At 60.5% G+C, this 22,215-nt stretch carries 21 protein-coding genes; 10 read left to right on the top strand and 11 right to left on the bottom strand.

Annotated elements, in window-relative coordinates; all coding sequences use genetic code 11:
* Window positions 1-14: 14 nt before the first annotated feature.
* The 3 genes from ACESMZ_RS15125 to ACESMZ_RS15115 form a co-directional block, all read right to left on the bottom strand.
* A complete protein-coding gene (locus ACESMZ_RS15125) occupies window positions 15-260 on the bottom strand; it encodes a zf-HC2 domain-containing protein (RefSeq protein ID WP_372958790.1) in 246 nt (81 codons plus the stop codon).
* A complete protein-coding gene (locus ACESMZ_RS15120) occupies window positions 254-877 on the bottom strand; it encodes an RNA polymerase sigma factor (RefSeq protein WP_372958789.1) in 624 nt (207 codons plus the stop codon). The genes ACESMZ_RS15125 and ACESMZ_RS15120 overlap by 7 nt, the downstream gene beginning before the upstream one ends.
* Window positions 878-1,058: 181 nt before the next feature.
* Complete coding sequence (locus ACESMZ_RS15115; RefSeq protein WP_372958788.1) at window positions 1,059-1,325, bottom strand: hypothetical protein; 267 nt, start codon at window positions 1,323-1,325, stop codon at window positions 1,059-1,061.
* A gap of 206 nt (window positions 1,326-1,531) precedes the next feature.
* Between ACESMZ_RS15115 and ACESMZ_RS15110 the strand changes: the two genes are divergently transcribed.
* On the top strand, window positions 1,532-2,284 hold the full coding sequence (locus ACESMZ_RS15110) for a YiiX/YebB-like N1pC/P60 family cysteine hydrolase (protein ID WP_372958787.1): 753 nt from the start codon (window positions 1,532-1,534) through the stop codon (window positions 2,282-2,284).
* Between the two features lie 110 nt (window positions 2,285-2,394).
* On the opposite strand, the gene ACESMZ_RS15105 is transcribed toward ACESMZ_RS15110, so the two are convergent.
* From ACESMZ_RS15105 to ACESMZ_RS15090, 4 genes are all read right to left on the bottom strand, one after another.
* Window positions 2,395-3,051 carry a cytochrome c peroxidase gene (locus ACESMZ_RS15105; RefSeq protein WP_372972882.1) on the bottom strand — a complete coding sequence of 219 codons (657 nt, stop codon included), beginning with the start codon at window positions 3,049-3,051 and terminating at the stop codon, window positions 2,395-2,397.
* Between the two features lie 73 nt (window positions 3,052-3,124).
* Window positions 3,125-3,688 carry a DinB family protein gene (locus ACESMZ_RS15100; protein ID WP_372958004.1) on the bottom strand — a complete coding sequence of 188 codons (564 nt, stop codon included), beginning with the start codon at window positions 3,686-3,688 and terminating at the stop codon, window positions 3,125-3,127.
* Window positions 3,689-3,829: 141 nt separating this feature from the next.
* Window positions 3,830-4,090: a hypothetical protein gene (locus tag ACESMZ_RS15095; RefSeq protein WP_372972881.1), complete on the bottom strand. Its 261-nt coding sequence runs from the start codon at window positions 4,088-4,090 to the stop codon at window positions 3,830-3,832.
* Window positions 4,091-4,239: 149 nt separating this feature from the next.
* On the bottom strand, window positions 4,240-6,675 hold the full coding sequence (locus ACESMZ_RS15090; RefSeq protein WP_372958006.1) for an amylase: 2,436 nt from the start codon (window positions 6,673-6,675) through the stop codon (window positions 4,240-4,242).
* Between the two features lie 188 nt (window positions 6,676-6,863).
* Here ACESMZ_RS15090 and ACESMZ_RS15085 point away from each other — a divergent pair, with 188 nt between their 5' ends.
* Window positions 6,864-7,514, top strand: coding sequence for a class I SAM-dependent methyltransferase (locus ACESMZ_RS15085; protein WP_372958007.1), 651 nt, complete (start codon window positions 6,864-6,866; stop codon window positions 7,512-7,514).
* Between the two features lie 3 nt (window positions 7,515-7,517).
* On the opposite strand, the gene ACESMZ_RS15080 is transcribed toward ACESMZ_RS15085, so the two are convergent.
* Window positions 7,518-8,735, bottom strand: coding sequence for an MFS transporter (locus tag ACESMZ_RS15080; RefSeq protein WP_372958008.1), 1,218 nt, complete (start codon window positions 8,733-8,735; stop codon window positions 7,518-7,520).
* A 161-nt stretch (window positions 8,736-8,896) separates the two neighbouring features.
* Here ACESMZ_RS15080 and ACESMZ_RS15075 point away from each other — a divergent pair, with 161 nt between their 5' ends.
* From ACESMZ_RS15075 to ACESMZ_RS15065, 3 genes are all read left to right on the top strand, one after another.
* Complete coding sequence (locus tag ACESMZ_RS15075) at window positions 8,897-9,553, top strand: ArsR/SmtB family transcription factor (protein WP_372958009.1); 657 nt, start codon at window positions 8,897-8,899, stop codon at window positions 9,551-9,553.
* Window positions 9,554-9,566: 13 nt separating this feature from the next.
* The gene (locus ACESMZ_RS15070) at window positions 9,567-10,403 is read left to right on the top strand and encodes a sterol desaturase family protein (RefSeq protein ID WP_372972880.1); all 837 of its coding nucleotides are present in this window, start codon (window positions 9,567-9,569) and stop codon (window positions 10,401-10,403) included.
* A 70-nt stretch (window positions 10,404-10,473) separates the two neighbouring features.
* Window positions 10,474-11,652, top strand: a complete 1,179-nt coding sequence (locus tag ACESMZ_RS15065; RefSeq protein WP_372958011.1) for an ADP-ribosylglycohydrolase family protein — start codon at window positions 10,474-10,476, stop codon at window positions 11,650-11,652.
* A gap of 6 nt (window positions 11,653-11,658) precedes the next feature.
* Here the strand turns inward: ACESMZ_RS15065 and ACESMZ_RS15060 are convergent, their stop codons facing one another.
* From ACESMZ_RS15060 to ACESMZ_RS15050, 3 genes are read right to left on the bottom strand one after another with little or no spacing between them, the layout of a single operon-like run.
* Entirely contained in the window at window positions 11,659-11,853 is a 195-nt protein-coding gene (locus ACESMZ_RS15060) for a hypothetical protein (RefSeq protein ID WP_372958012.1), read from the bottom strand.
* Between the two features lie 17 nt (window positions 11,854-11,870).
* Window positions 11,871-13,082, bottom strand: a complete 1,212-nt coding sequence (locus ACESMZ_RS15055) for a YeeE/YedE family protein (RefSeq protein WP_372958013.1) — start codon at window positions 13,080-13,082, stop codon at window positions 11,871-11,873.
* 10 nt (window positions 13,083-13,092) lie between these two features.
* Window positions 13,093-14,049: a sulfurtransferase gene (locus ACESMZ_RS15050; RefSeq protein WP_372958014.1), complete on the bottom strand. Its 957-nt coding sequence runs from the start codon at window positions 14,047-14,049 to the stop codon at window positions 13,093-13,095.
* Window positions 14,050-14,260: 211 nt separating this feature from the next.
* Here ACESMZ_RS15050 and ACESMZ_RS15045 point away from each other — a divergent pair, with 211 nt between their 5' ends.
* The 5 genes from ACESMZ_RS15045 to ACESMZ_RS15025 all read left to right on the top strand — a co-directional run bounded on the left by ACESMZ_RS15045 (window position 14,261) and on the right by ACESMZ_RS15025 (window position 22,163).
* A complete protein-coding gene (locus ACESMZ_RS15045) occupies window positions 14,261-15,106 on the top strand; it encodes a UDP-2,3-diacylglucosamine diphosphatase (protein WP_372958015.1) in 846 nt (281 codons plus the stop codon).
* A 260-nt stretch (window positions 15,107-15,366) separates the two neighbouring features.
* Window positions 15,367-16,854, top strand: coding sequence for a SulP family inorganic anion transporter (locus ACESMZ_RS15040; protein WP_372958016.1), 1,488 nt, complete (start codon window positions 15,367-15,369; stop codon window positions 16,852-16,854).
* 73 nt (window positions 16,855-16,927) lie between these two features.
* A complete protein-coding gene (locus tag ACESMZ_RS15035; RefSeq protein ID WP_372958046.1) occupies window positions 16,928-17,779 on the top strand; it encodes a universal stress protein in 852 nt (283 codons plus the stop codon).
* Between the two features lie 206 nt (window positions 17,780-17,985).
* Window positions 17,986-19,101, top strand: coding sequence for an efflux RND transporter periplasmic adaptor subunit (locus ACESMZ_RS15030; RefSeq protein WP_372958017.1), 1,116 nt, complete (start codon window positions 17,986-17,988; stop codon window positions 19,099-19,101).
* On the top strand, window positions 19,101-22,163 hold the full coding sequence (locus ACESMZ_RS15025; protein WP_372972879.1) for an efflux RND transporter permease subunit: 3,063 nt from the start codon (window positions 19,101-19,103) through the stop codon (window positions 22,161-22,163). Before ACESMZ_RS15030 ends, ACESMZ_RS15025 begins: the two co-directional genes overlap by 1 nt.
* Window positions 22,164-22,215 lie beyond the last annotated feature (52 nt).

Raw genomic sequence — 22,215 nt, 5'->3', positions numbered from 1 at the left:
CTCTCAGGCTGAGGTCAGTGCCTTTCTGAGGAGTTGAGCGCCTGATCCACCGCCTGATCCAGTCGCTGTGCGTAGTCTTCATTGATACGATAATCCGAGTGACCTTTCATCAGCCGAACACTTTCTCGCAGGTTGCCGATGAAGGAGCGGCAGTCCTTGCACATCAGCATATGCATTTTCACCGAGAGGCTGTCAGCGGTGCTGAGTTTCCCATCGATATAATCACTGCTAATTCTGGCCAGATCTCGACACATCAGCATTCGCCGGTCTCCTGGAAGTCTTCCACCATCAGATAAATTTTCTGGCGGGCACGGTGAACCAGTACCCTGAGATTAGACGCACTGATGTCCAGTATATTACAAACGTCTTCGGCTTTATGCTGATGAGCTTCGTAAAGCATCACGGCCGAACGCTGTTGTTCCGGCAGCGCTGAAAGGTGTTTGTCGAGGCAATCGCTTAATGCATCGTTCTCCATGAGCGATTCGGCATGCTCTTCGAACCGCAGTTTCGGCGGGGTGGCCCAACGACCTCCCGATTCGAAGCGGCTGGCAATCCCCGGTTCCAGTTCTTCACCGAACTCACTGGAAACTTCCCGGTTGGCGGTACGAAGACGGTTTTTGCAGCGGTTGGCAACGATCCGGTGAAGCCAGGTTTTCAGCCCGGAGCGACCTTCGAATTTCTTGACGGCGTCTACCACATTGACCCAGGTTTCCTGGACAACATCTTCGGCGCTGGAGTGATCTACGTAATAACGGGCAACAGCCAGCATGCCCGGCGAATACTCCCTGACGGCCTGGTGAAAAGCCTTCTGATCTCCTGCCTGAAGGGCGGTGACCAGGAGGTTTTCGTCAGTGATGCTTTTGGTTGGCAGTTCCATAATGCGTCTCCGTCCCTTGTTGCGGTCAGGTTATACCAGTCTTTGAGACGGCCTTGTCCCTTGCTGGTTCCCGCTTATTTGAGCAATTGTTCAAATTCTAGCACAATGTGATTCTGATTTCGGAAATGTAAAAAGGCCCCAGTCCGAAGAATGGGGCCCTGAGCAGCCTCGATGATTTCTGTCAGATGATGGGCCTGCCTTCATCGTCATAGGTATTGGAAATGTCGATACCCTTCGGGGCTTCCTTTTCCGATGTGTCAGCGTCTTTTTCGTGCTTCCTTTCAGCGTTACCGTTAGAGCTTTCCCCGGCCAGTTGCTGCTCCTTGAGTTGCTGTTCAAGGACTTCTTCCATCCACTTCTGCTGGGCGTGGCCCATGGATGCGGTTGCGGTCAGTACCAGGGCTGTTGCGATAACGGCCAGTTTTCTGAGTGTGTTTGCGGTGTTCATGATGCTTTCTCCTTTCCGACTCTTGATGAGTTCGGGTAATAGACACCTGGAAAGGCGGGGTTGTTACTTTTCTGACGGTGGGATAATTTGTTGAACTTGTTCAGAAAAACACGTCATCAACTGGTGTAACGAACGCCCGGCTGACGTGTCCATAAACGACGTGCACCCGGGAATGGTCGCCATCAACAACAAGACGAGCTGGAACAATGTTCAACTGGATTTCCAGGGCCCTCGCCCGCTACCTGTCCAAGCCTGTGGCAGACTTTTCCGTCAGTACCTCAACCTGGGAAGCGCTTGTGGCGACCATCCGGCCTGGAGACGTGTTGCTGGTGGAGGGTAATACGCGGGTCAGTGTGGCTATCAAATACCTGACCCAGTCCACCTGGTCGCATGCTGCACTTTATCTGGGAGACGCTGCCGGCCTGGGACGCAACGAAAGCGGCGAGCCCAATACCCTGGTGGAAGCGGATCTCGAGGCCGGTATCCGGGCCATTCCCCTGGCCTTCTATCGGCATAGCCATACCCGAATCTGTCGTCCGGTGGATCTGGAGCTCGACGATGTCGAAGCTTTGACGAGGTACTCGCTCGAACGTCTTGGTCATCAGTATGACCTGAAGAATATTGTGGACCTTGCCCGCTACCTGTTGCCAACGCCGCCGGTACCCGTCCGGTACCGGCGGAGAATGCTGGCATTGGGTAGTGGTGACCCTACCCGGGCGATCTGTTCATCCTTTATTGCCCAGGCCTTCCAGCGCATCCGGTACCCCATTCTGCCGGAGGTGATTGCCATGGCTTCGGACGACCCGCGGTGCCGGGAGTGTGAACGGGAGCTGTACCGGATTCGTCATCACTCGCTTTTCGTGCCAAGGGACTTCGATGCCTCGCCCTATTTCGAGATCATAAAGCCCACCATTGCACAGGGGTTCGATTACCGGGCGCTTGAGTGGTCGAGGCCCTGATGTGGCCATATGGAGGGCACAGTCAAACGGCGGCGAACAAAAAGGGGTGAGACGAATCCCACCCCGGGGCTGGTCATAGTGTTCTGATGAAGAGAATGGCCAGGCGGCCATCAGCGGTTCCGGAATTTCTCCTGCTCCCCTCGCATGTATTCGGTCAGGGCCGCGAGTTCATCGGAATCCCATGCCAGCGGCTCCGCTGCCATGGGGGCGACCATGCAGATCTGGACCATCTCATCCAGATGTACCTCTTCCATGCCGAAATCGTTCTGCCCCATAGCGACATAATGGGGGTATTCGTTTTCGAAGGTGTCGTTATAGCCCGCTCCATCGGTGTGGCAGGTAGCGCAGGACAGGCCGTTGGAGGAGAGGGAGGTGTCATTGAACAGCGTCTTGCCTTTCCCGGCCAGCTCGGCGGCACCGACATCGTTGGGCTGGTAGCCCGTCGGTCGCCGCACAGCCTGCTTCATGGCTTCTGAGGTGCCTTCGGACTCTCCCTCAGCTTCGCCTTCTGCTTCTCCCTCGCCTTCTCCTTCAGCCTCACCTTCTGCTTCTCCCTCGGCTTCGCCTTCAGCCTTACCTTCAGCTTCACCTTTGGCCTCGCCCTCGGCTTCACCCTGGGCCGCCTCAGCGGATGGAATAAGCTCCAGGCCACGGTCGGACATGGCGTTCACTCCGGCCATGGCCACGACGGTCATGACCGGCACCGACACCATCAGATTGCGAGATAACTTGTGCAGGAGTGCCCTGCGATCGTTTTGTTCAGACATTGGATGACTCTCCCATAGCTCTTGATTGATGGTCTGCCGGGGTTATGCCCCTGTCAGTCATGTGTCTACCCGGTTATGCGCTCCGTGCCATTGTTGTTTCCTGCCGCCGCTGGTGTCGCAGCGTCGAAGGGTGAACCCCGAAATCCTCCGGCACGCTGATGCCGGCCTGCTCCGCGAGCATGGCGATAATCGCCATGTGGTGAATGGTGTGGCTGGCCAGAAAGACGAGCTCCCGGCCAACGGTGGTATCCATCACTACCCGTTCTTCATCGCTCAGATGAGCCATTGGCAGGCGGGTACTCGCCGGTGTCCTGGCCAGCTGCTCCAGAGAGCCGGCGACAGCGAGCAGTCGCTTTCTGGCGGCGTGATGGTCCTGCTCAAGGTCTTCCTCGCGCTGTCGGTTTTCATAGTTCAGGGGAGCGATGGACGACAGGCTCACGACTCCGAGAAACGACAGATAATGATCGATGATGTGTCTGACGTGCTTGCCGATGATGTGTTGCCGGTGGGCGCCGAAGGCCTGCCGGTAGTACTTCCCCGGTAATACCGCGAGAAGATCCGCAAGCTCGCGGATAGCATGGTCATTCTCGGCGACAGGGCCGGCCACCGTGGCGGGCCTGGTCTCTGGATTGTGCATGGTTGTCACCCGTCTTCGCTGGGTCGATCCGTTCCTGACGGCCGGTAATGAACACCGGGTCGTGCCCGACGCCAGGGACTACCGGGTATGAATCCCGGCCCTGGCAGGGGCACGGCCTGTGTTCGGCTAAGGAGCACAGGATCAGCCTTCGGCTTCACCTTCACCTTCACCTTCACTTTCACCTTCGCCTTCGCCTTCTCCCTCACCTTCACCTTTGGCTTCGCCTTCACCGGAGGCCAGCATAAGGTACTGACTGTCGGCGTTTTCAGCGGTCGTGGTGTCGGCTGCTGCCGTAGTGCTGAAAGCAGAGGCGCCGACAACCACAGCCAGCATTGGGCCGGTGTAGGTGATGCCACGGGCAAGTTTTCTCAACAGGTGTCTTTTCTGAATATCTTCGGACATGGTATTTCCCTCGTATCCGTTGGTTCTCGATACCGGGCTTCAGCGCCCGGATCCTCTGATACCGGGTGACTCAAGACTCAGAGTCGTGGTGCCACCCGGGCCGCTGGCCGACATACTGCGGGGCCAGCAAACGCGCCTGATCGTGCTTTTCAACCCGCACTCAGGCCGCGACGGAACGGCAATGATTCGTCGCCCCATTCCTTCAACGACAGTCTGTCTGTGACGGCGTCGAGTTCATTCACGTCAATCAGGTACCGGTCCACTGTTTCGAGCCAGGTGGAAAGCCGCGAGAAACTGTCGCCATCCAGCGGGCGGGCGTGCGGCCCGAAGCAACCGGCAATCAGGTAACGCAGGGCTTGGGTCACCGGGACCGGTCGCAGTTCGCCTTCTCCGGACGGCACTTCCCCCGGTATCAGCAGCGTATTGATCCGGTGAGTCCGGCCGGCCATGCCTTCGGAGGATGGCTGTAGCAGCACCTCATGACCGGTCGTCAGGGTATGACGGCAAAGGGATATGGCAGCGAGGTCGGTGTGGCCATGTTTATCCGGCATCCGGGCGGGAAGACCCAGGCCCGATGGCGAAGCCTCCGGGCTCAAGGGTATTCTCAGGCCCCGGCCGAACCTGCCATTGAGCTGCGCCGCCAGGGCCAGTGCAGGATCATCGCCGAGTTCAGGGTTACCATTGGCAATCAGGATGGCGTTGTCGGCATCCCCTGGCAGGTAGAGCACACCCGCGTCCACAATAATGTCACCGTCCCTTGCGGCATGGCTGGCAAGGCAGTCCAGAATGGCGGGTGCCACCCGTGACAGGGCAACCCGGGTTTTTTCGACCCTGCCATCCAGCACCAGCGTATAGCCGGGGATATCACGCACAATCTCCAGCCTTGAAGCAGACGCCTCCGGGGCGGGTACCTCAAGGGGCGCGAGCAGTTGGCGAATCCGATTGACCACCAGGGAGCTGTCAGTGGACAGGGTCACCCTGAAGTCACCACACCGAAGTACACAGCTGAACGGTTTACTCAATGGCGGCGCCGGGCTCTCAGGCTCCGGCCTGTTGCCGACCGGGTCGCCGTTGCCGACTTCCTGAGCCAGGAAATGGCCGTTTGCCCAGTCCGCCAGAGTGCTCCATACATCCTGGCGAATGGCCCAAGCATCAGGCCCGGTCGCGGCATTCTGCCGCGCGGACTGGGTCAGGGCGTCGGCAATGTCGTCGGGACCGATGCCATCTGTGGCCATCAGCCAGATCAGCGAGGCGGTCTCGTTCAGCTCATTGAGATGACCGCAGCGGGTATCGTAGAGGTAGACGCAATCCTCGCTGATCCGGTCCTCCGCGCAATGGCGTTGCACCGTGGGCTGGGCCAGGTCAGTCCCGGCAAGGCCCCGGGACACCAGCCAGTCTTCCAGACGGGGAAAGGTGTACAGTGGAAGGTAGGCCTCGGGATCCCTGGAAGGCAGCAGCCGCCTGAAGTTACCAGCCCGTGCCAGTTCATCCTCTGTTTCAGCGATAATCTGTTGTTCACGTGAGTCACTGCTGTCGACATCGGCTTTGCCGTTGAGGCCCACCAGGCTGACCAGATCGGCCACCAGCGCGCCCTTGACTCTTTTCTCGATATCACCACCGCTCTCCGGCCCGGCACAGACTTCCAGCGACGGGCTGAGGTTGCATTCCAGCACCCAGGGTTTCAGGTCGCTGTCCACCAGGCAGTCAATGCCCAGCATTTCGTAACAGCCCCGGGTGTCGGCGCCAATAGCCCGGGAACGCTCGCGCATGGCTTCGAGGGCAGACAGGCAGGTCAGGGCCACCATGTCCTCAATCCTGTCGAACAGGGCCTCATCGTCGTGCCCCCGTTCACGTAGCCAGGCCCGGTAGCGGTCCAGGTCGACAAACTCCACGGGTACGTCTGCCTCCAGGTTGAGTGCATTGATATCCGGGTTGGTGAGGTAGCTGTATGGGTTGTCAGCGTTCGCCTCGTCGTAGGGAGCAGAAGCGAGCTTGGCGAAGCCCTGGCGATACAGGTACACCCTGAGGGGAGTTACCGAGGTGATGGCGACATACAGCCGCAGTACGTATTTACGACCGCGCATGGTATGAGGGCTCTCCAGGAATTCCTGCACCATCCAGGAGGCGTCCATGGGCACGCTGGCCGGGTCCTTCACCAGCTGAATACCCTTGCCGCGGGCCGCATTCTTGGGCTTGAGGATCCAGCGACGGCCAGGGTCATCGTGGGCGGCCTGCTGGAAATCGTGGTAGTCATCGGGCATGACGTAGACCCGGGGGAAGAACTGCAACCGGTCGGTCAGCACGCCCGAACCCTGGTCCTGAATGCCAGCCCTTTCCCTGAGCGTCGACAGGCTCTGATACAGGCGGCTCTTGACGGTGAGGGCGTTATTTCCGGGAATATGGTTTATTGTTCGGTCCGTTCCCACATCCCGGAAGTACTCCGGGTCCGGCATGCCGGTGTACCAGCAGGTATCCCACTGTTCCGGGCTGTCCGCCGGCTGCCAGTGGTCTTTATCAAGCGATGCTTCGAAAAAACGATCCTGCTCGTAGCTTCGGTTGCCACCCATCCAGTACCTTCTGGTCATGGTGCCGCTCCCTTGCATGTGCTCGTTGTCGTTATTGGTTACCTTGCAGACACACGGAAGAACGGGTTGTTACAGAAAAATCCCTGATCGGGCACAGACGATTTCCCCGCCTTATACTGGAAGGGTCGGGGCCTGGAATGGCGAGGCCCCTACCTGTCTTCCGGAACGGCGACCAGAGTGGGGTAGCGATGAAACCCGAGATGTATGACCACTGGTACGACAGTGACCGGGGGCGCTGGATTGGCGATACCGAGCTGGCCCTGATCCGCAGGCATCTGGGCTTTCGGCCCGGCGACCGGATTCTGGATGTGGGCTGCGGCACGGGCTGGTTCACCCGCCGACTGGCCCGTTTACCCGGGGCCGAGGTGACGGGCGTGGACATTGATCAGCCCGCCCTGGAGTTTGCGCGCTCCCGGGATTCCCGGAGCTGCTATGTCCCGGGCGATGCCCGCTGCCTGCCGTTTGAGGCGGAGAGCTTCGAGCGGGTGGTTTCCATCGCCGCCTTGTGCTTTGTGCCGGAATGGCACGACGGAATCAGGGAAATCGTCAGGGTCGCCCGTGACAGCTTCGTGATCGGCCTGCTCAATCGCCACAGCCTGCTTTGGTACAGAAAGGGTCGCAGCGGTAGCGACCCGGGGGCCTATCGTGGGGCCTACTGGCACCGTGCCGGGGAGCTGACCGCAGTTCTGTCGGACCTGCCTGTTACCAATATCCGGGTACGGAGTGCAATCTGGTTCCCCGGCGGCTCACCCGGGGCCCGGGTGGCAGAGCGCCTGATACCCGGGCGTTTTCCGTTCGGCAGTTTCCTGCTGGTTGCGGGGGACAAGGCGCCGCGATAGCGCCTATGACTTGCCGGCGCCCACCGGCCCCGATACCGGAGCCGTGCGTGTGTTCATCCGCAGCCAGATAATGGCAAGAATCACCAGTGCGATGGGTGCCAGCATCATCAGGTTAAGTGCCTCCCAGCCCAGGTGGTGCAGCAGTGAACCCGACATCAGCGAGCCGATGGCCACCAGCGCAAAGATGGCCAGGTCATTGACCCCCTGTACCTTGCCCCGCTCGGCCTCCGAGTGGACGGTGGAAAGCAGGGTACTGCCGCCGACGAACAGAAAGTTCCAGCCGACACCCAGCAGTACCAGCGCAAACCAGAAATGGGCCAGGCTCGCTCCCAGCGTCGCGATCACCACGGTGCCCACCAGCAACAGGCAGCCAGCCAGCAGAATACGACCGACGCCGAACCGGGCAATCAGGCTGCCGGTGAAAAACGAAGGCACGTACATACCCAGCACATGCCACTGCATGATCATGGCCACCTGTGCCATATCAAAGCCTCGACCCCGCATGGCCAGTGGGGTGGCGGTCATCACCAGGATCATGACGGCGTAGCCGATGGCACCGGCAATAACGGCCACCTGGAACCTGGGCTGCACGGCGATAGCGGCCATGGGGCGGGTGGTTTCGCCGGGCCGGGGCTCACCCGCCGGGGGAACCTTCAACTGACTCAGCAGACCCATGGCAAGCAGGGCCAGGATGGCGATGACCAGATAGGGACCACCGGAGGGCACGGCGTCAATCAGCCCGGTTGCCATGCTGGCATTCCAGGGGCCGAGAAACGCGGCGGCCACACCGCCGGCCAGCACGAACGAAATGGCGCGGCTACGGAAGGCGGGGCTGGCAACGTCCACCGCCGCGAAGCGGTAATACATGGCAAAGCCCTGGTAGAGCCCTAACAGGACACTGCCAAGGCAGAACAGCCAGAAGGATTCGACGGCGATGGCTGCGAAGCTCAGCAGGCCACCGGCAGCGCCGCCAATGCTGGTACCGGTCATGAACCCGCGACGACGACCGACCCGCTTCATGTACAGGGAGGCCGGCAGGGTGGATACCACGGTGCCCAGCATCATAATGGCGATCGGCAGTGTCGCCAGCCCGGGGTCGGGGCTCAGCTGCTGGCCGACTACCCCACTGAGTGTCATCACCGTGATGGCAGCCACCATGAACAGGGTCTGGCTGATCACCAGGATGCCGACATTGCGTTTTTCGAGATGCCAGGGATCCATTTGATGGGTTCTCCATGAGTGAGCCGTGTGTGCATGAGGTAATACAGGGCAAACCTTGTTCTTGCAAACATTCTAACAATCGTTAGAATAAAATAATGAATTGATCTGTCAAGCATGACTCAGGTACAGATCTCCCCGGAAGATTTGGAGATGAAGCAGCGATGACCACCAGACAAGATCTTCTCGACACCCTGGCCCAGGTTGGCAAAGCCCTGGGACACGGCCACCGGCTGGCGCTGCTGGAGCGCCTGGCCCAGGGGGAAGCCCCGGTGGAAACCCTGGCCACCACGGCTGACCTCACTGTTGGCAACGCCTCTGCCCATCTCCAGCACCTGCGCCGGGCAGGCCTGGTGACGGCAAGCCGTTCCGGCAAGCAGATGATCTATCGCCTGACGGATCAACGGGTGGTGACTCTGCTCAGTCTGATGCGGGAGGTGGCGGAAACCAATCTGGCGGAAATGGAGCGCCTGGTGAGTCGGCTGTTTGCGGATGACAACGCGGACGGTGCCCTGGAGACAGTCTCCATGGACGAACTGGTGTCGGGCCTGAAGCGCGGATCCGTGGCGTTGCTGGATGTGCGCCCGGAGGATGAGTTCCGGGCCGGCCACCTGCCCGAGGCCATGAACATTCCCCTTGATCAGCTGGAGACCATGCTGGCAGAGCTGCCCCGGGACCGTGAGATTGTGGCCTATTGCCGGGGCCCCTATTGCGTGCTCTCCCACGAGGCGGTCCGGAAACTGCGGGCGCTGGGCTATCAGGTCCGGCGTTTTGACGAGGGCTTTCCCGAGTGGAAGGCCGCCGGGTTGCCGGTTCAATAAGGTGGACGCTGCGATGACCGAATCCCTGCTTGCCAACGAACCCTGGATCCGGGGTGGTTTTTTCCTGTTTGTGCTGTTTGCCATTGCGTTGTGGGAAGTGTCGGCCCAACGCCGTCCCCAGGAAATCGGTCGTCTGACGCGATGGCCCGCCAACCTGATGATCGTGGTGCTGGATACCCTTGCAGTGCGGGTGCTGTTTCCGGTGGCTGCCGTCGGTGCAGCGCTTATGGCATCGGAGAATGGCTGGGGCCTGCTCAACCTGCTGGCGCTGCCTGGCTGGTTGTCGGTGATGCTGGCGGTGCTGGTGCTGGATGCGGCCATCTACTTTCAGCACCGGGTGTTTCACGCGGTGCCCTGGCTGTGGCGCCTGCACCGGATGCACCATGCGGACCTGGAGTTCGATGTCACCACCGCACTGCGTTTTCATCCGGTGGAGATCGTGCTGTCGATGGTGATCAAGATGGTGGTGGTCGTGCTGCTGGGTGCCCCGGTGTTGGCCGTGGTGATCTTCGAGGTTCTGCTCAATGCCACAGCCATGTTCAACCACGGCAATGTCCGCCTGCCTCTCTGGCTCGACAGGTGGTTGCGGCTCATCGTGGTCACACCGGACATGCATCGGGTCCATCATTCGGTCATCCGCCGGGAAACGGACAGCAACTTCGGCTTCAACCTGCCCTGGTGGGACCGGCTGTTCGGCACCTACCGGGATCAGCCTGAGAAGGGCCACCTGGATATGACCATCGGTATTGAGGACTTTCGTACCCGGCGGGACCTGCGGCTGGATCAGATGCTGATCCAGCCGCTGAGACACAGTGTATTGTCCAGTGGTAGCAAGGTGATGCCAGACTGACCGGTTGATACTGTAGAGTCGGAAGGTAAAAGCCCTGCTATTACAATCCGGTCTCTCACAGGAGTTTGCCATGAAAAACAGTGTGTCAGGTGTTAGAGCGCCGAACCTTGTCGACGCACTAGCTGGCGGCTGGGTGGCTGATTCAGCCAGCCTTGGACTGCACTGGCTCTACGACAGTCAGCGAATTCTGGAGGTGGGCGGTGCGTCTCCCGAGTTCCTGCCGCCGAAAGCCGAATATTTCCGGGGCGGCTTTGGCTACTTCGCCCATGGAGGGAAAGAGGCTGGTGATATCAGCCATTATGGTGCTGCCACGGGTGTACTCACCGACAGCCTGTTGGCCAATGGAGGGCGCCTGGATATTCGCGACTACCAGCGTCGTTTCCGGGCTTTCTTCGGCCCCGGTGGCCAGTGGCAGGGATATATCGACAACCCCACCCGGGTGACGTTGAACAACCTGGATACCATTGAACGGAAGGCAATTGAACAGGCCCGGGCCACCACGACGGTCAGTCTCACGGATCAGCAAAGGCGGATACTGGTTCAGAAAGTGTTGCCCTACACGAGCCGCCTTAGTGGTGACCAACTGGCGGAACCCGTTCGCAAGGCCATCGATCTTACCTATCATGAGGCCGGGGTTCAGGAAGCGGGTGTTCACCTGGCCCAAACCATCGACCGTTACCTGTTGCGGGAAAGCGGCGCTGACGACATGCAGTTGCCGGCTGTCTCCAAGCTACCACCGCTGGTGGCCTGTTATTGCGGTCATGATGACCTTCTGGAGAAGACAGAAGCGGCCGTGCGGGTGACCAACCACAACGACGAGGCCGTTGCTTGGGCCAGGTGCACCGCAAGGCTTCTGGAGGCTGTTTTTCAGGGCAAGCCCATGTCAGTGGCGCTGGACGCAGCGGCCTCTGAAGCTCCGCATCCGGACCCCCTCCATAAGGCGCGCTCTGGTGATTCACTGGATCCTGCAGGTGCCGGTAACACTTTCGGCCGCACCTGCTATCTGAATGAGGCAATGCCCGTGATCTTCCATATCCTGGCGCACGCCGACAGCTTTACCGAGGCCGTGCGCGCCAACATTCACTGTGGCGGTGACTCTTGCGGCCGGGCGTGGATCATTGGCCCAGCGATGGCGGCGATACACGGCGCCGGCGGGGAGCGGGGAATCCCGCTGAGCTGGCTGGCCCGGGTGACCGATGCCCCTGCTATCCTTGCTGATACTGAAGCGCTGATGACGTCCTTGTCCTGAGGGCGATTACTCCCGGGTTGACGGACACGGCGCTCCACAGGGCGCACAGGCGGACGCGTCGCGCTGATTCAGGGTGGTCTGCACATTGCCCTGCCCGGAATTGAAGGCAAACGTCGGACTGCGCAGGTGGTCCGCCAGGATCAGCGCCAGGATAATGCCCAGAGCGACCAGGATACGGGTACGGTTGTAGGCGCGTTCCATGGTTCAGTTCCCCCGTATCAGTTTGGCAGCCGGAACCAGGGCCGCAGTCGGATGCCGATCAATGACCCGGCAAAGGCGCAGGCGAACCAGATCCAGGCGTGCAGGCTGGCAGAGGCAATGCCGGAGAACAGGGCGCCGATATTGCAGCCGAAGCCCAGTCGGGCACCGTAGCCCAGTAACAGGCCGCCTACGACAGCAGCAAGGAACTGGCGGCCTTCTGGCCGGTTGCGACTGGCCTCGTTGAAGCGGTTGGCCAGGCCGGCTGCCAGCATGGCACCGAGCAGCAGGCCGATGTTCATCACCGAGGGGATGTTGGTGAGCACGGAATCCCTCAGGGCCATGGCCGGGTAATCCCAGGTCCAGAACTCGAACTGGGACATGTTAACGCCAACCACTTCCAGGGCCTTGGCACCCCATACGTTGAAGGCGAAGGTAATACTCCAGGGGGCGCCGCCGATGGCCAGGGTGAGGGCATTGCCGGCAGCGAGGATCAGGATTGCCCAGGTGAACGGCCAGCGGCCTGTGATCAGGGTTCTCAGGGGACCATGGGACTGTCCTTTCCAGAGCAACTCATCACGCTCTACTGAGCCGTGGGCCTTGCGTTCGATGCGGTTGACCCACCAGGCGATCAGGCCCAGGCCGATAAACTGCACGAGGATGGCCCCGCTGACTCCGAAGGTATTGACCAGGGGCACCGGATCAAAGCCGGGCTGGTCCAGCCACCAGGGCAGGTGGATGGAACCGAGCACCGCACCGGCGATAAAGAAGATCAGCGTCACGACCATGCGGATGTTGCCGGCACCCACTGTGAACAGCGTGCCGGAGCCACAGCCGCCACCCAGCTGCATGCCAATACCAAAGATAAAGGAGCCAACCACCAGTGAGGTGCCCACGGGCGCTACCGCGCCGACCAGTCCGGCCTGCCCGCTGTAAAGCATGGGTACCATGATCAGTGAGGACACGGCGAATAACAGCAACTGGGCGCGCATGCCGGCCCCGCGCTTTTTCACTACGAGGTTGCGCCAGCCGGCGGTGAAACCGAAGGCGCCGTGGAACAGGGCCATCCCCAGTACGGTGCCAATGGCAAACAGGGCCACCATGAACGGCGCGGTTTCCAGCCAGATCAGCAGGCCCAGCAGGGCAAAGCCGGCGATGGCCGTGGCGACGATAAAGCGGTCAATCTGCCAGCCCGGCTGAACGCCGGGCTGGAGAACAGCGGAATTCGACATCAGTGGTTACTCAGTTGAACAGATCAAGAAGTTTGCTCAGGCCCTTTTTGGCGACCTGCATGGGGCGGTCGCTGTCCTGGGACCACTCGGCCATGGAGCCATCGTACATGGCGACTTCGTCAAAGCCGGCCAGTTCGCTCAGTACAAACCAGTCAGTGGCGGCCCAGTGTCCGGTATTGCAGAAGGCAATCGTGCGGGCCCGGGGATCCAGCTCGGCCAGGTTGACCTGCTCCGATACCACGGACTCGTTCAGGTAGAACACCTGGTCCTGCTCATTGATAAATGATTGGTGGGGCAGGTTGTTGGCGCCGGGGATGGTTCCCGGCGCCCTGGCCGCCGGTGACTGGTTCTCGCCCCGGAAGTAGTCTTCCGGCCGGGCATCTACAAGCTGGGCCTGGCTGTCACGGGCAGCATCGACCTCTTCCAGGGTGGCCAGCAGCTCTTCCTGCAGCTCTGCGTTGAACTGGGTAACATCGCGGCGTTCGCCCTGGCCCTCAGCAATGTCTTGGCCCGCAGCCTTCCAGCCGGCGAAGCCGCCGTTGAGGATGGTGACGTCATCGTGGCCCAGTACCTTGAAGGTCCAGTAGACCCGGGCTGCACTGCCGAAGTCGGTGGGTCCGGTGCCTGCGGGTGCTATGACTACGGTATCGTCGTTACCGATGCCCAGGCTGCTGATCAGACGCTCCAGGGAACGGACCGGTGGCAGAACGCCGGTAACGCCGTCACGATTCTCACGCCAGCCATCGCCGGTGTAGCTGCTGTAAACGGCGCCGGGGATATGGCCCTGTTCGAAGGTACTGCGGTCGCCGCCGTTATCGATACCGGAGCGGACATCCAGGACCACCAGGTTATCCCGGTCCAGATTGGCAGCCAGCCAGTCTGCGTCCACCAGGGCCGGCAGGGTATCATCGGCCGCCATGGCCAGCGAGCTGAAGAGCATTAAGAGAACAGAGGCGATACGGAACATGGGGCTTCTCCTGCAGGGAATTCCGGGCGATCTATTATGAATTTCAGGTAACGGAATTAACAGGCTCCCCGCTATTCCGATTTTGCATATGTAAATTTCCAAAAATTCCCATGGCGGACAGGCGGTCACCAAACTGACAGCTAACTGTCACCGGGCTTTCATTGAACACCGGCAGCCTTGAGCCATAACCAGACAAGCAACAGGGCGGGCCATGCCACATTACCGGAGTGTTTTTATTTCCGATGTGCATCTGGGTACGGCGGATTGTCAGGCGGAGTACCTGCTGGACTTTCTGGAAAAGGTTCATTGCGACACCCTTTACCTGGTCGGGGATATTGTCGACCTGATTGCCATGCAGCGGCGGGTGCATCTGTCACCGGCCCACGGGGCGGTGATCCAGAAGCTTCTTTCGATCGCTGCCGGCGATACCCGGGTGGTCTATGTGCCGGGCAACCATGATGAATTTCTGCGACGTTTTTGCGGTCAGACGGTGGCCGGCGTCGAATTGCACCATAAGGTGGTGCACACCACGGCAGACGGCCGGCGGTTCATGGTGTGTCATGGCGACCAGTTCGACCAGGTGGTGCGCTGCAGCCCGCTGATGCTGCTGGTGGGCGACCGGGCTCACGGACTTTTGCTGCGACTGAACCGCTGGTTCAATGCCTGGCGCCGCCTGCAGGGCAAGCCCTACTGGTCGCTGGCGGCGTGGATCAAGGGCCGCATCGGTTCGGCACGAACCTTTATCCGCAGGTTCGAGCTGGCGGCCCTGACCGCGGCGGAGAAAGGCCACTACGATGGCTTTATCTGTGGCCATATTCACTCGGCGGGCTTCCTGCGCAGTGCAGAGGGTCTCTACTGCAACGATGGCGACTGGGTGGAGCATTGCACAGCGCTGGTGGAACAGGGTGATGGGCAGTTGCAGTTGCTGCACTGGTCGGAGCAGCCATCCATCATTGCTACCGAGCCGGACGCCCCCGCGCCGGAAGTCAGCGGTGATCGGCGCCCGGTAATCGATATCCTGCCGGCGGCCTTCCTGGAGCAGGTGAACCGTATATAACCGGCCCCGGTTACTTTGTGCGCGGGCTTCTGGTATGCTTCGCGCCCCTTATTTGTCAGCCTTGCTGATATTCATCAACCAGACACTACGCTGCCCATTGTGACGATCACTCCGCCCTAGCGCTCAATCTCCTTCCCGGTCTGTTTCGACATGCTGCATCGCCACACCTCCGGCCCGGCCGGCAGGTAACGGGTGCCTTTGTCACATAAGTGCTGTCTGCCAGTGCCTGATGAATCTGCAATCCATGGAATTCCGTTGTTATGGTGAAAACCCTTAAAGCCAACTGGCTCTCCAACATTCGTGGCGACCTGCTCGCCGGTATCGTCGTGGCCCTGGCCCTGATTCCGGAAGCCATCGCCTTCTCCATCATCGCCGGCGTGGACCCCAAGGTGGGTTTGTACGCTTCCTTCTGTATTGCCGTGGTCATTGCCTTTGTCGGCGGCCGCCCCGGCATGATCTCAGCCGCCACCGGGGCCATGGCCCTGCTGATGGTCACCCTGGTCAAGGAACATGGCCTGGAATACCTGCTGGCGGCCACGCTGCTCACCGGGTTGCTGCAGATCGTCGCCGGGTACCTGAAACTGGGCGGGCTGATGCGATTTGTTTCCCGCTCGGTGGTGACCGGCTTCGTCAATGCCCTGGCGATTCTCATCTTCATGGCCCAGTTACCGGAGCTGACCAATGTGACCTGGCACGTCTACGCCATGACCGCCGCCGGCCTGGGCATTATCTACCTGTTCCCGTACCTGCCCGCCGTGGGCAAACTGATTCCGTCGCCATTGGTGTGCATCGTGGTACTGACCGGTGTGGCCATGTGGTTCGGTCTGGACATCCGCACGGTGGGTGACATGGGTGAACTGCCGGATACCCTGCCGGTATTCCTGTGGCCGGACGTGCCCCTGAACCTGGAGACCCTGATGATCATCCTGCCCTATTCCGTCGGCCTGGCTGTGGTAGGCCTGCTGGAGTCCATGATGACGGCGACCATTGTGGATGACCTGACCGACACCACGTCCGACCGTAACCGGGAGTGCAAGGGCCAGGGCATTGCCAACATCGGCTCAGGCCTGCTCGGCGGTATGGCCGGCTGCGCGATGATTGGCCAGTCCATCATCAACATCAAATCCGGCGGTCGTACCCGGCTCTCCACATTAACGGCTGGCGTATTCCTGCTGATCATGGTGATGGTGCTGGACCAGTGGCTGGTGCAGATTCCCATGGCAGCGCTGGTGGCGGTGATGATCATGGTGTCCATCGGTACCTTCAGCTGGGGCTCCATCAAGAACCTCAAGGAGCATCCGCTGTCTACCAATATTGTGATGGTGGTGACGGTGGTCGTGGTGGTGGCCACCCACAACCTGGCGTTCGGTGTACTGGCTGGTGTGCTGCTGGCAGCACTGTTCTTTGCCAACAAGGTGGGCCACTACATGGCCGTTACCTCGGCGTATAACGAAGACAGGGCAACCCGCACTTACCGGGTGGTGGGTCAGGTTTTCTTCAGTTCGTCCGAAAAATTCACCGAATCCTTTGACTTCAAGGAAGCGCTGGATAAGGTGGTGATTGATCTGAGCCGCGCCCACTTCTGGGACATTACGGCGGTAGCCGCCTTGGACAAGGCGGTGATCAAGTTCCGCCGGGAAGGGGCCGAGGTCGAGGTGATCGGCCTGAACGAGGCCAGCGCCACCATCGTTGACCGTTTCGGGGTACACGACAAGCCGGACGCCGTTGACCAGCTGATGGGGCACTGACATGAACGAGAACACACAGATCGACAGCAATCGTGGTCACAACAACCATAACGACAACGAAGGCGAGAACACCATGCTACGAGTAGTTGCCTGTATCGACGGCTCCCGGGCTGCCCCGGCGGTGTGCGATTACGCAGCCTGGGCCAGCCAGCATATGGCGGTCCCGGTCACCCTGTTGCATGTGCTGGACGAGGAACGCTACCCGGTAGCGCCGGACCTGGCGGGAAATATCGGCCTGGGCAGCCGCGAGCACCTGCTGGAAGAATTGGCGGACCTGGACGCCCGGCGCAGCAAGCTGGCGCTGGAGCACGGTCATCACATGCTGGATGACGCCGAACGTCGCATGAAGGAAGCCGGGGTGGAGGACGTAATCAAACGTCAGCGCCATGGCGACCTGACTGAGTCCCTGCTGGCCCTGGAAAACCAGACCCGCCTGCTGGTCATGGGCCTGCATGGCGAAAGCAGTTCCGACCGGGACGTGCATATTGGCAGCCAGCTGGAAACCGTGATCCGCAGCCTGCACCGGCCGATCCTGCTTGTGCCGGACGAATTCACCGCGCCAAAGAGTGCCATGCTGGCGTTCGACGGCAGCAAGACCGCCTTCCGCAGTGTGGAGTTGCTGGCCGGCAGCCCGGTGTTCCGGGGCATGCCGCTGCATGTTGTGATGGTGGGTGCCGACACCGCGGATCGCCGTGAACAGCTGAAGAAGGCCGAATCCATGTTGTCCGGCCTGGGCGTGGAGATCCAGCTGGCCATCCGTGCCGGTGATGTGGAACCAACCCTGCACGCCTACCAGGAAGAGCATGATATCGACATGCTCGTGATGGGTGCGTACGGCCACTCCCGCATTCGTCAGTTCCTCGTGGGCAGTACCACCACGACCATGCTGAAGACCGCCGAAAAGCCCCTGGTCATCCTGCGCTGAAGGCGCTGTCCCTGGTGGCGGCGACGTCGCCAGGGTGCTCTTCTGTCCCGCTTTGTACAGAAATTAATCTTTAAAACAAGACTGTTTCGCTTGCTTATAAAGTGAAATAATTCCCATCTGCTGTTGTACCTCTCTCCGCGGTCACGCCCCGGCCGGTGGCTGGCTTTCACGGAGGTTCGTTCCGGTTTTGTCAGGGATTACTTGCTATGCGCACGTTTCGCCGTTTCCTCATTGTCATCGTGTTTCTGGGCGTGGCGCTCGGGGGCATCTTCGGTTACAAGTTCTATCAATTCGGGCAGATGAAGGAGCAGATGTCCCAGCCGCAGCCGCCGGTGGAAATCGCTGCGGTATCAGCCACGCTGGAGCGCTGGACGCCTTCTACCAAATCCGTGGGTAGCGTCGAGGCGGTCAACGGCATCGAGGTAGCCAACGAGGTGCCCGGTGTTATCCGGGAAATTGCTTTTGATTCCGGGGATATGGTCGAGGAGGGCGACGTCCTGATACGTCTGGATTCCGCGATTGATGAAGCTGCGCTGCGCACCCGCCGTGCCGAAGCCCAGCTGGCCCAGCAGGAGTTCAAACGGGTGGAGAACCTGTTGCCGCGCCGGGCCGTGTCCCAGTCCCAGTTCGATGAAGCCAAGGCCAACTACGATGCTGCCCGGGCCCGGGTCAACGAAGCGGAAGCCCAGTTGAGCAAGAAGGTGGTGCGTGCACCGTTCGATGGCAAGCTCGGCCTGCGCCTGGTGGATCAGGGGGAATATATCGCCACCGGCACGCCCATTGTCGAGATCAATATGCTCGACCCCATTTACCTGGACTACACGCTCTCCGAGCGAAACCTTCCGCAGGTAGAACAGGGGTACGAGGTCGAAGCCACCGTCGCCGCTGTGCCGGACGAAACATTCACCGGTGAAGTCAGCGCGATTAACACCTCGGTCAATCCGGAAACCCGCACGGTCCGCATCCGGGCGACCCTGGCCAACCCTGATGGCAAATTGCGCCCCGGCATGTTCGCCACCGTGATGACCCGTCAGCCGGAGGAGCGGGAGGTCATCACCGTTCCGCGAACCGCCGTGTCCTACAACACCTATGGGGATTTTGTGTTCCTGGTACAGGAAAACGACGAGGGTGAACTCTCGGTCACCCGCCGTACGGTCTCCACCGGTAATGCCAACGACGGTCGGGTTGCCGTGCTGGAAGGGCTCGAAGAGGGTGACCGGGTGGTAGCCAAGGGTCTGCAGCGGTTAAGGGCCGGGCAGCGGGTCACCATCCAGCAGGATGCGGAAAGCGAAGGCTCACCTGCGGCGGAGGCGTCCGAGTAATGCGTTTCACCGACGTCTTTGTCCACCGTCCGGTACTGGCGACGGTGGTCAGCCTCCTGATCCTGCTGCTGGGTGCCCGCGCAGCCATGGAAATGGAGATCCGCGAATATCCGAAACTCGAGAGCACCACGGTTACCGTTACCACTGCCTACCCGGGCGCCAGCTCTGATCTGGTGAAGGGCTTTATTACCACGCCCCTGCAGCAGGCTATCGCCGAGGCCAGTGGGATTGATTACCTGACGTCCACCAGCTCACAGGGCACCTCCACCATCAATGCCAAGATGGAGCTGAACTACGACGCCAACGACGCGCTGGCGGAAATTCAGGCCAAGGTGGCCAGTCAGCGCAACGTGCTGCCCGAAGACGCCCAGGACCCGGTTATCACCTCCGAGACCGGCGACTCCACCGCCCTGATGTACATCGCGTTCTACAGCGATGAACTGGACGTACCGCAGATTACCGATTACCTGACCCGTGTGGTCCAGCCCAAGCTGCAGGCACTGTCTGGTGTGGGCAAGGCAGAGCTGCTTGGTCGCACCTTTGCGCTGCGCGCCTGGCTTGACCCGGAGCGGCTTGCGGCCGTGGACATGACCCCGGACGAAGTGGTGAGCGTTTTGCTGCGCAACAACTACCAGGCTGCTGTGGGCAATACCGAAGGCAAGTACACAAAGATCAGCCTGACCAGCGACACGGATGTGTCCGACCTGGAACAGTTCCAGGACCTGGTGGTCAAGGAAGCCGAAGGGTCGATCATCCGGCTGCGGGACATTGCCCGGGTCGAGCTGGGCTCCCAGAGCTACGACAACCTGGCGCTCTACAAGGGTCAGCCCGCCACCTATGTGGCCATCGAGATGTCACCGGGTGCCAACCCCCTGACGGTGGCCGGGCTGGTGAAGGATGAGCTGCCTGAAATAGAACAGCAGTTACCATCGGGGCTGGATGTGAGGCTGGCCTACGACGCCTCCGAATTCATCGACGACTCGATCAACGAAGTCATCGCGACCCTGCTGGAGGCCATGGTCATTGTATTGGTGGTGGTCTTCCTCTGCCTCGGCTCACTGCGGGCGGCGGTGGTGCCGTCGGTGGCGGTGCCACTGTCACTGATTGGCGGCGCGTTCATCATGCTGACCATGGGCTTTTCCCTGAACCTGCTTACCCTGCTGTCGATGGTGCTGGCCATCGGGCTGGTGGTGGATGACGCCATTATCATGGTGGAAAATGTCCACCGTCATATTGAACAGGGTGAGTCAAAGTTTGATGCGGCCATCAACGGGGCGCGGGAAATGGCGGTGCCCATCATCGCCATGACCACCACGCTGGTGGCGGTGTACGCGCCGATCGGTTTCATGGGCGGGTTGACCGGCTCACTTTTTATTGAGTTTGCCTTCACCCTGGCCGGTACCGTGGTGATCTCCGGGATCGTTGCCCTGACCCTGTCCCCCGTGCTTTCCGGCAAGATCCTGAAACCCCATGGCAACCCGGGGCGTTTCGAGCGGGTGGTGGAGCGTACCTTCAATGGCCTGGCGAACCTTTACAAACGCGCCCTGACCTCTCTCATGCAGACGTTGTCGGTTGTCGTCTTCTTTGCGGTCATCGTGTTTGCCTCCATCTTCTTCATGTTCATGCTGAGTCAGAACGAACTGGCCCCAACGGAAGACCAGGGCATACTGTTCTATCAGGGCAAGGGCCCCCAGACGGCCACGCTTGAGTATCTTCGGGATGAAGGCGGGGAAGTCCAGCAGCGGATGAGCACGGTGGATGGCTACAAGGAGGATTTCATGATCCTCGGCATCACCGGCCCGAACGAGGTATTCGGTGGTTTCAAGCTGGCCCCGTGGAGCGAGCGGGATATTTCTCAGTTCGACGTCCAACCGTTGCTCAACGCCGAGCTGAACAAGGTTACGGGACTGGAAACCGCTGTCTTCGCGCCACCGGCGCTGCCAGGTTCTGATGGCCTGCCGTTCCAGTTCGTAATTACCTCCGGTGGCGATTACGAGCAGTTGGTTGCTACCGCCAATGAGCTGCAAGGCAAGGCCATGGAAAGCGGGAACTTCATGTTCCTGCAGAAGTCCATAGACTTCGACAAGCCGGTGACCCGGGTCCAGGTGGACCGGGACCGGGTGGCGGACCTGGGGCTGTCCATGCAGGACGTGGGCCAGGCCATGTCCAGTATGCTGGGCGGAGGTTACATCAACCGCTTCAGCATGGAAGGTCGTTCGTACCAGGTGATTCCGCAGGTGGAGCAGTCGTTCCGGCTCAGCGCGGAAGCCCTCAACGACTACTACATCCGTGCAGACACCGGGGAACTGGTGCCCCTCGGCAGCGTTGTCAGCTTCGAGAGCGACGTAGAGCCGTCCCAGCGTACCCAGTTCAACCAGCTCAACTCTGTTACCTTGCAGGGCGTGCCCATGCCCGGCGTCGCCATGGGCGATGCCATGGCCTGGATGGAACAGGCTGCGGGCGAGCTTTTCCCGCAGGGCTTCGGCAGTGACTACATGGGGCAGACCCGTCAGCTGGACACCGAGGGCAGTGCCCTGATGGTAACTATGATGCTGTCGTTGCTGGTCATCTACCTGGTGCTGGCGGCACAGTTTGAAAGCTGGCGTGACCCGCTGATCATATTGGTGTCAGTGCCCCTGTCGGTGGCCGGCGCCATGGCGTTCATTGTACTGGGCTTTGCCACGGTTAATATCTATACCCAGGTGGGGCTGATCACCCTGATCGGGGTAGTGGCCAAGAACGGCATCCTGATCGTGGAGTTCGCCAACCAGTTGCAGGTGGAGCGAGGCCTGAGCAAACGGGAGGCAGTACTGGAAGCGGCGGCCATCCGCCTGCGACCGATCATCATGACGTCCCTGGCGCTGATCTTCGCCATGGTGCCGTTGCTGATCGCCGTCGGTCCGGGGGCCGAGAGCCGGTTTGCCATCGGTCTCACCATCAGTGCGGGCCTTGGCATTGGCACGCTGTTTACCATCTTTGTGCTACCGGCCTTCTACATACTGCTGGCCCGGGACCACAATGCGGGTGGGCATGATGATGAAGAAGTCACCGCCACTGCCTGATCAGGTTTTGGCATGACACAACGGAAAGGGGGCTATGGTCCCCTTTTTCGTA

The organism is Marinobacter sp., from assembly GCF_041690615.1.
Taxonomy (GTDB): Bacteria; Pseudomonadota; Gammaproteobacteria; order Pseudomonadales; family Oleiphilaceae; genus Marinobacter.
Note: the sequence above shows the minus strand (reverse complement) of the source record. Positions and strands in the feature narration are given on the sequence as shown.

What these genes read in the sequence shown, in the direction of transcription:
- ACESMZ_RS15025 (WP_372972879.1), top strand. Translation starts at nt 19,101, where the DNA reads ATGCGTTTCACCGACGTCTTTGTCCACCGTCCGGTACTGGCGACGGTG.
- ACESMZ_RS15070 (WP_372972880.1), top strand. Translation starts at nt 9,567, where the DNA reads ATGACCGAATCCCTGCTTGCCAACGAACCCTGGATCCGGGGTGGTTTT.
- ACESMZ_RS15100 (WP_372958004.1), bottom strand. Translation starts at nt 3,688, where the DNA reads ATGCACAATCCAGAGACCAGGCCCGCCACGGTGGCCGGCCCTGTCGCC.
- ACESMZ_RS15030 (WP_372958017.1), top strand. Translation starts at nt 17,986, where the DNA reads ATGCGCACGTTTCGCCGTTTCCTCATTGTCATCGTGTTTCTGGGCGTG.
- ACESMZ_RS15065 (WP_372958011.1), top strand. Translation starts at nt 10,474, where the DNA reads ATGAAAAACAGTGTGTCAGGTGTTAGAGCGCCGAACCTTGTCGACGCA.
- ACESMZ_RS15110 (WP_372958787.1), top strand. Translation starts at nt 1,532, where the DNA reads ATGTTCAACTGGATTTCCAGGGCCCTCGCCCGCTACCTGTCCAAGCCT.
- ACESMZ_RS15115 (WP_372958788.1), bottom strand. Translation starts at nt 1,325, where the DNA reads ATGAACACCGCAAACACACTCAGAAAACTGGCCGTTATCGCAACAGCC.
- ACESMZ_RS15090 (WP_372958006.1), bottom strand. Translation starts at nt 6,675, where the DNA reads ATGACCAGAAGGTACTGGATGGGTGGCAACCGAAGCTACGAGCAGGAT.
- ACESMZ_RS15095 (WP_372972881.1), bottom strand. Translation starts at nt 4,090, where the DNA reads ATGTCCGAAGATATTCAGAAAAGACACCTGTTGAGAAAACTTGCCCGT.
- ACESMZ_RS15035 (WP_372958046.1), top strand. Translation starts at nt 16,928, where the DNA reads ATGCTACGAGTAGTTGCCTGTATCGACGGCTCCCGGGCTGCCCCGGCG.
- ACESMZ_RS15050 (WP_372958014.1), bottom strand. Translation starts at nt 14,049, where the DNA reads ATGTTCCGTATCGCCTCTGTTCTCTTAATGCTCTTCAGCTCGCTGGCC.
- ACESMZ_RS15060 (WP_372958012.1), bottom strand. Translation starts at nt 11,853, where the DNA reads ATGGAACGCGCCTACAACCGTACCCGTATCCTGGTCGCTCTGGGCATT.
- ACESMZ_RS15040 (WP_372958016.1), top strand. Translation starts at nt 15,367, where the DNA reads ATGGTGAAAACCCTTAAAGCCAACTGGCTCTCCAACATTCGTGGCGAC.
- ACESMZ_RS15055 (WP_372958013.1), bottom strand. Translation starts at nt 13,082, where the DNA reads ATGTCGAATTCCGCTGTTCTCCAGCCCGGCGTTCAGCCGGGCTGGCAG.
- ACESMZ_RS15045 (WP_372958015.1), top strand. Translation starts at nt 14,261, where the DNA reads ATGCCACATTACCGGAGTGTTTTTATTTCCGATGTGCATCTGGGTACG.
- ACESMZ_RS15085 (WP_372958007.1), top strand. Translation starts at nt 6,864, where the DNA reads ATGAAACCCGAGATGTATGACCACTGGTACGACAGTGACCGGGGGCGC.
- ACESMZ_RS15120 (WP_372958789.1), bottom strand. Translation starts at nt 877, where the DNA reads ATGGAACTGCCAACCAAAAGCATCACTGACGAAAACCTCCTGGTCACC.
- ACESMZ_RS15075 (WP_372958009.1), top strand. Translation starts at nt 8,897, where the DNA reads ATGACCACCAGACAAGATCTTCTCGACACCCTGGCCCAGGTTGGCAAA.
- ACESMZ_RS15125 (WP_372958790.1), bottom strand. Translation starts at nt 260, where the DNA reads ATGCTGATGTGTCGAGATCTGGCCAGAATTAGCAGTGATTATATCGAT.
- ACESMZ_RS15105 (WP_372972882.1), bottom strand. Translation starts at nt 3,051, where the DNA reads ATGTCTGAACAAAACGATCGCAGGGCACTCCTGCACAAGTTATCTCGC.
- ACESMZ_RS15080 (WP_372958008.1), bottom strand. Translation starts at nt 8,735, where the DNA reads ATGGATCCCTGGCATCTCGAAAAACGCAATGTCGGCATCCTGGTGATC.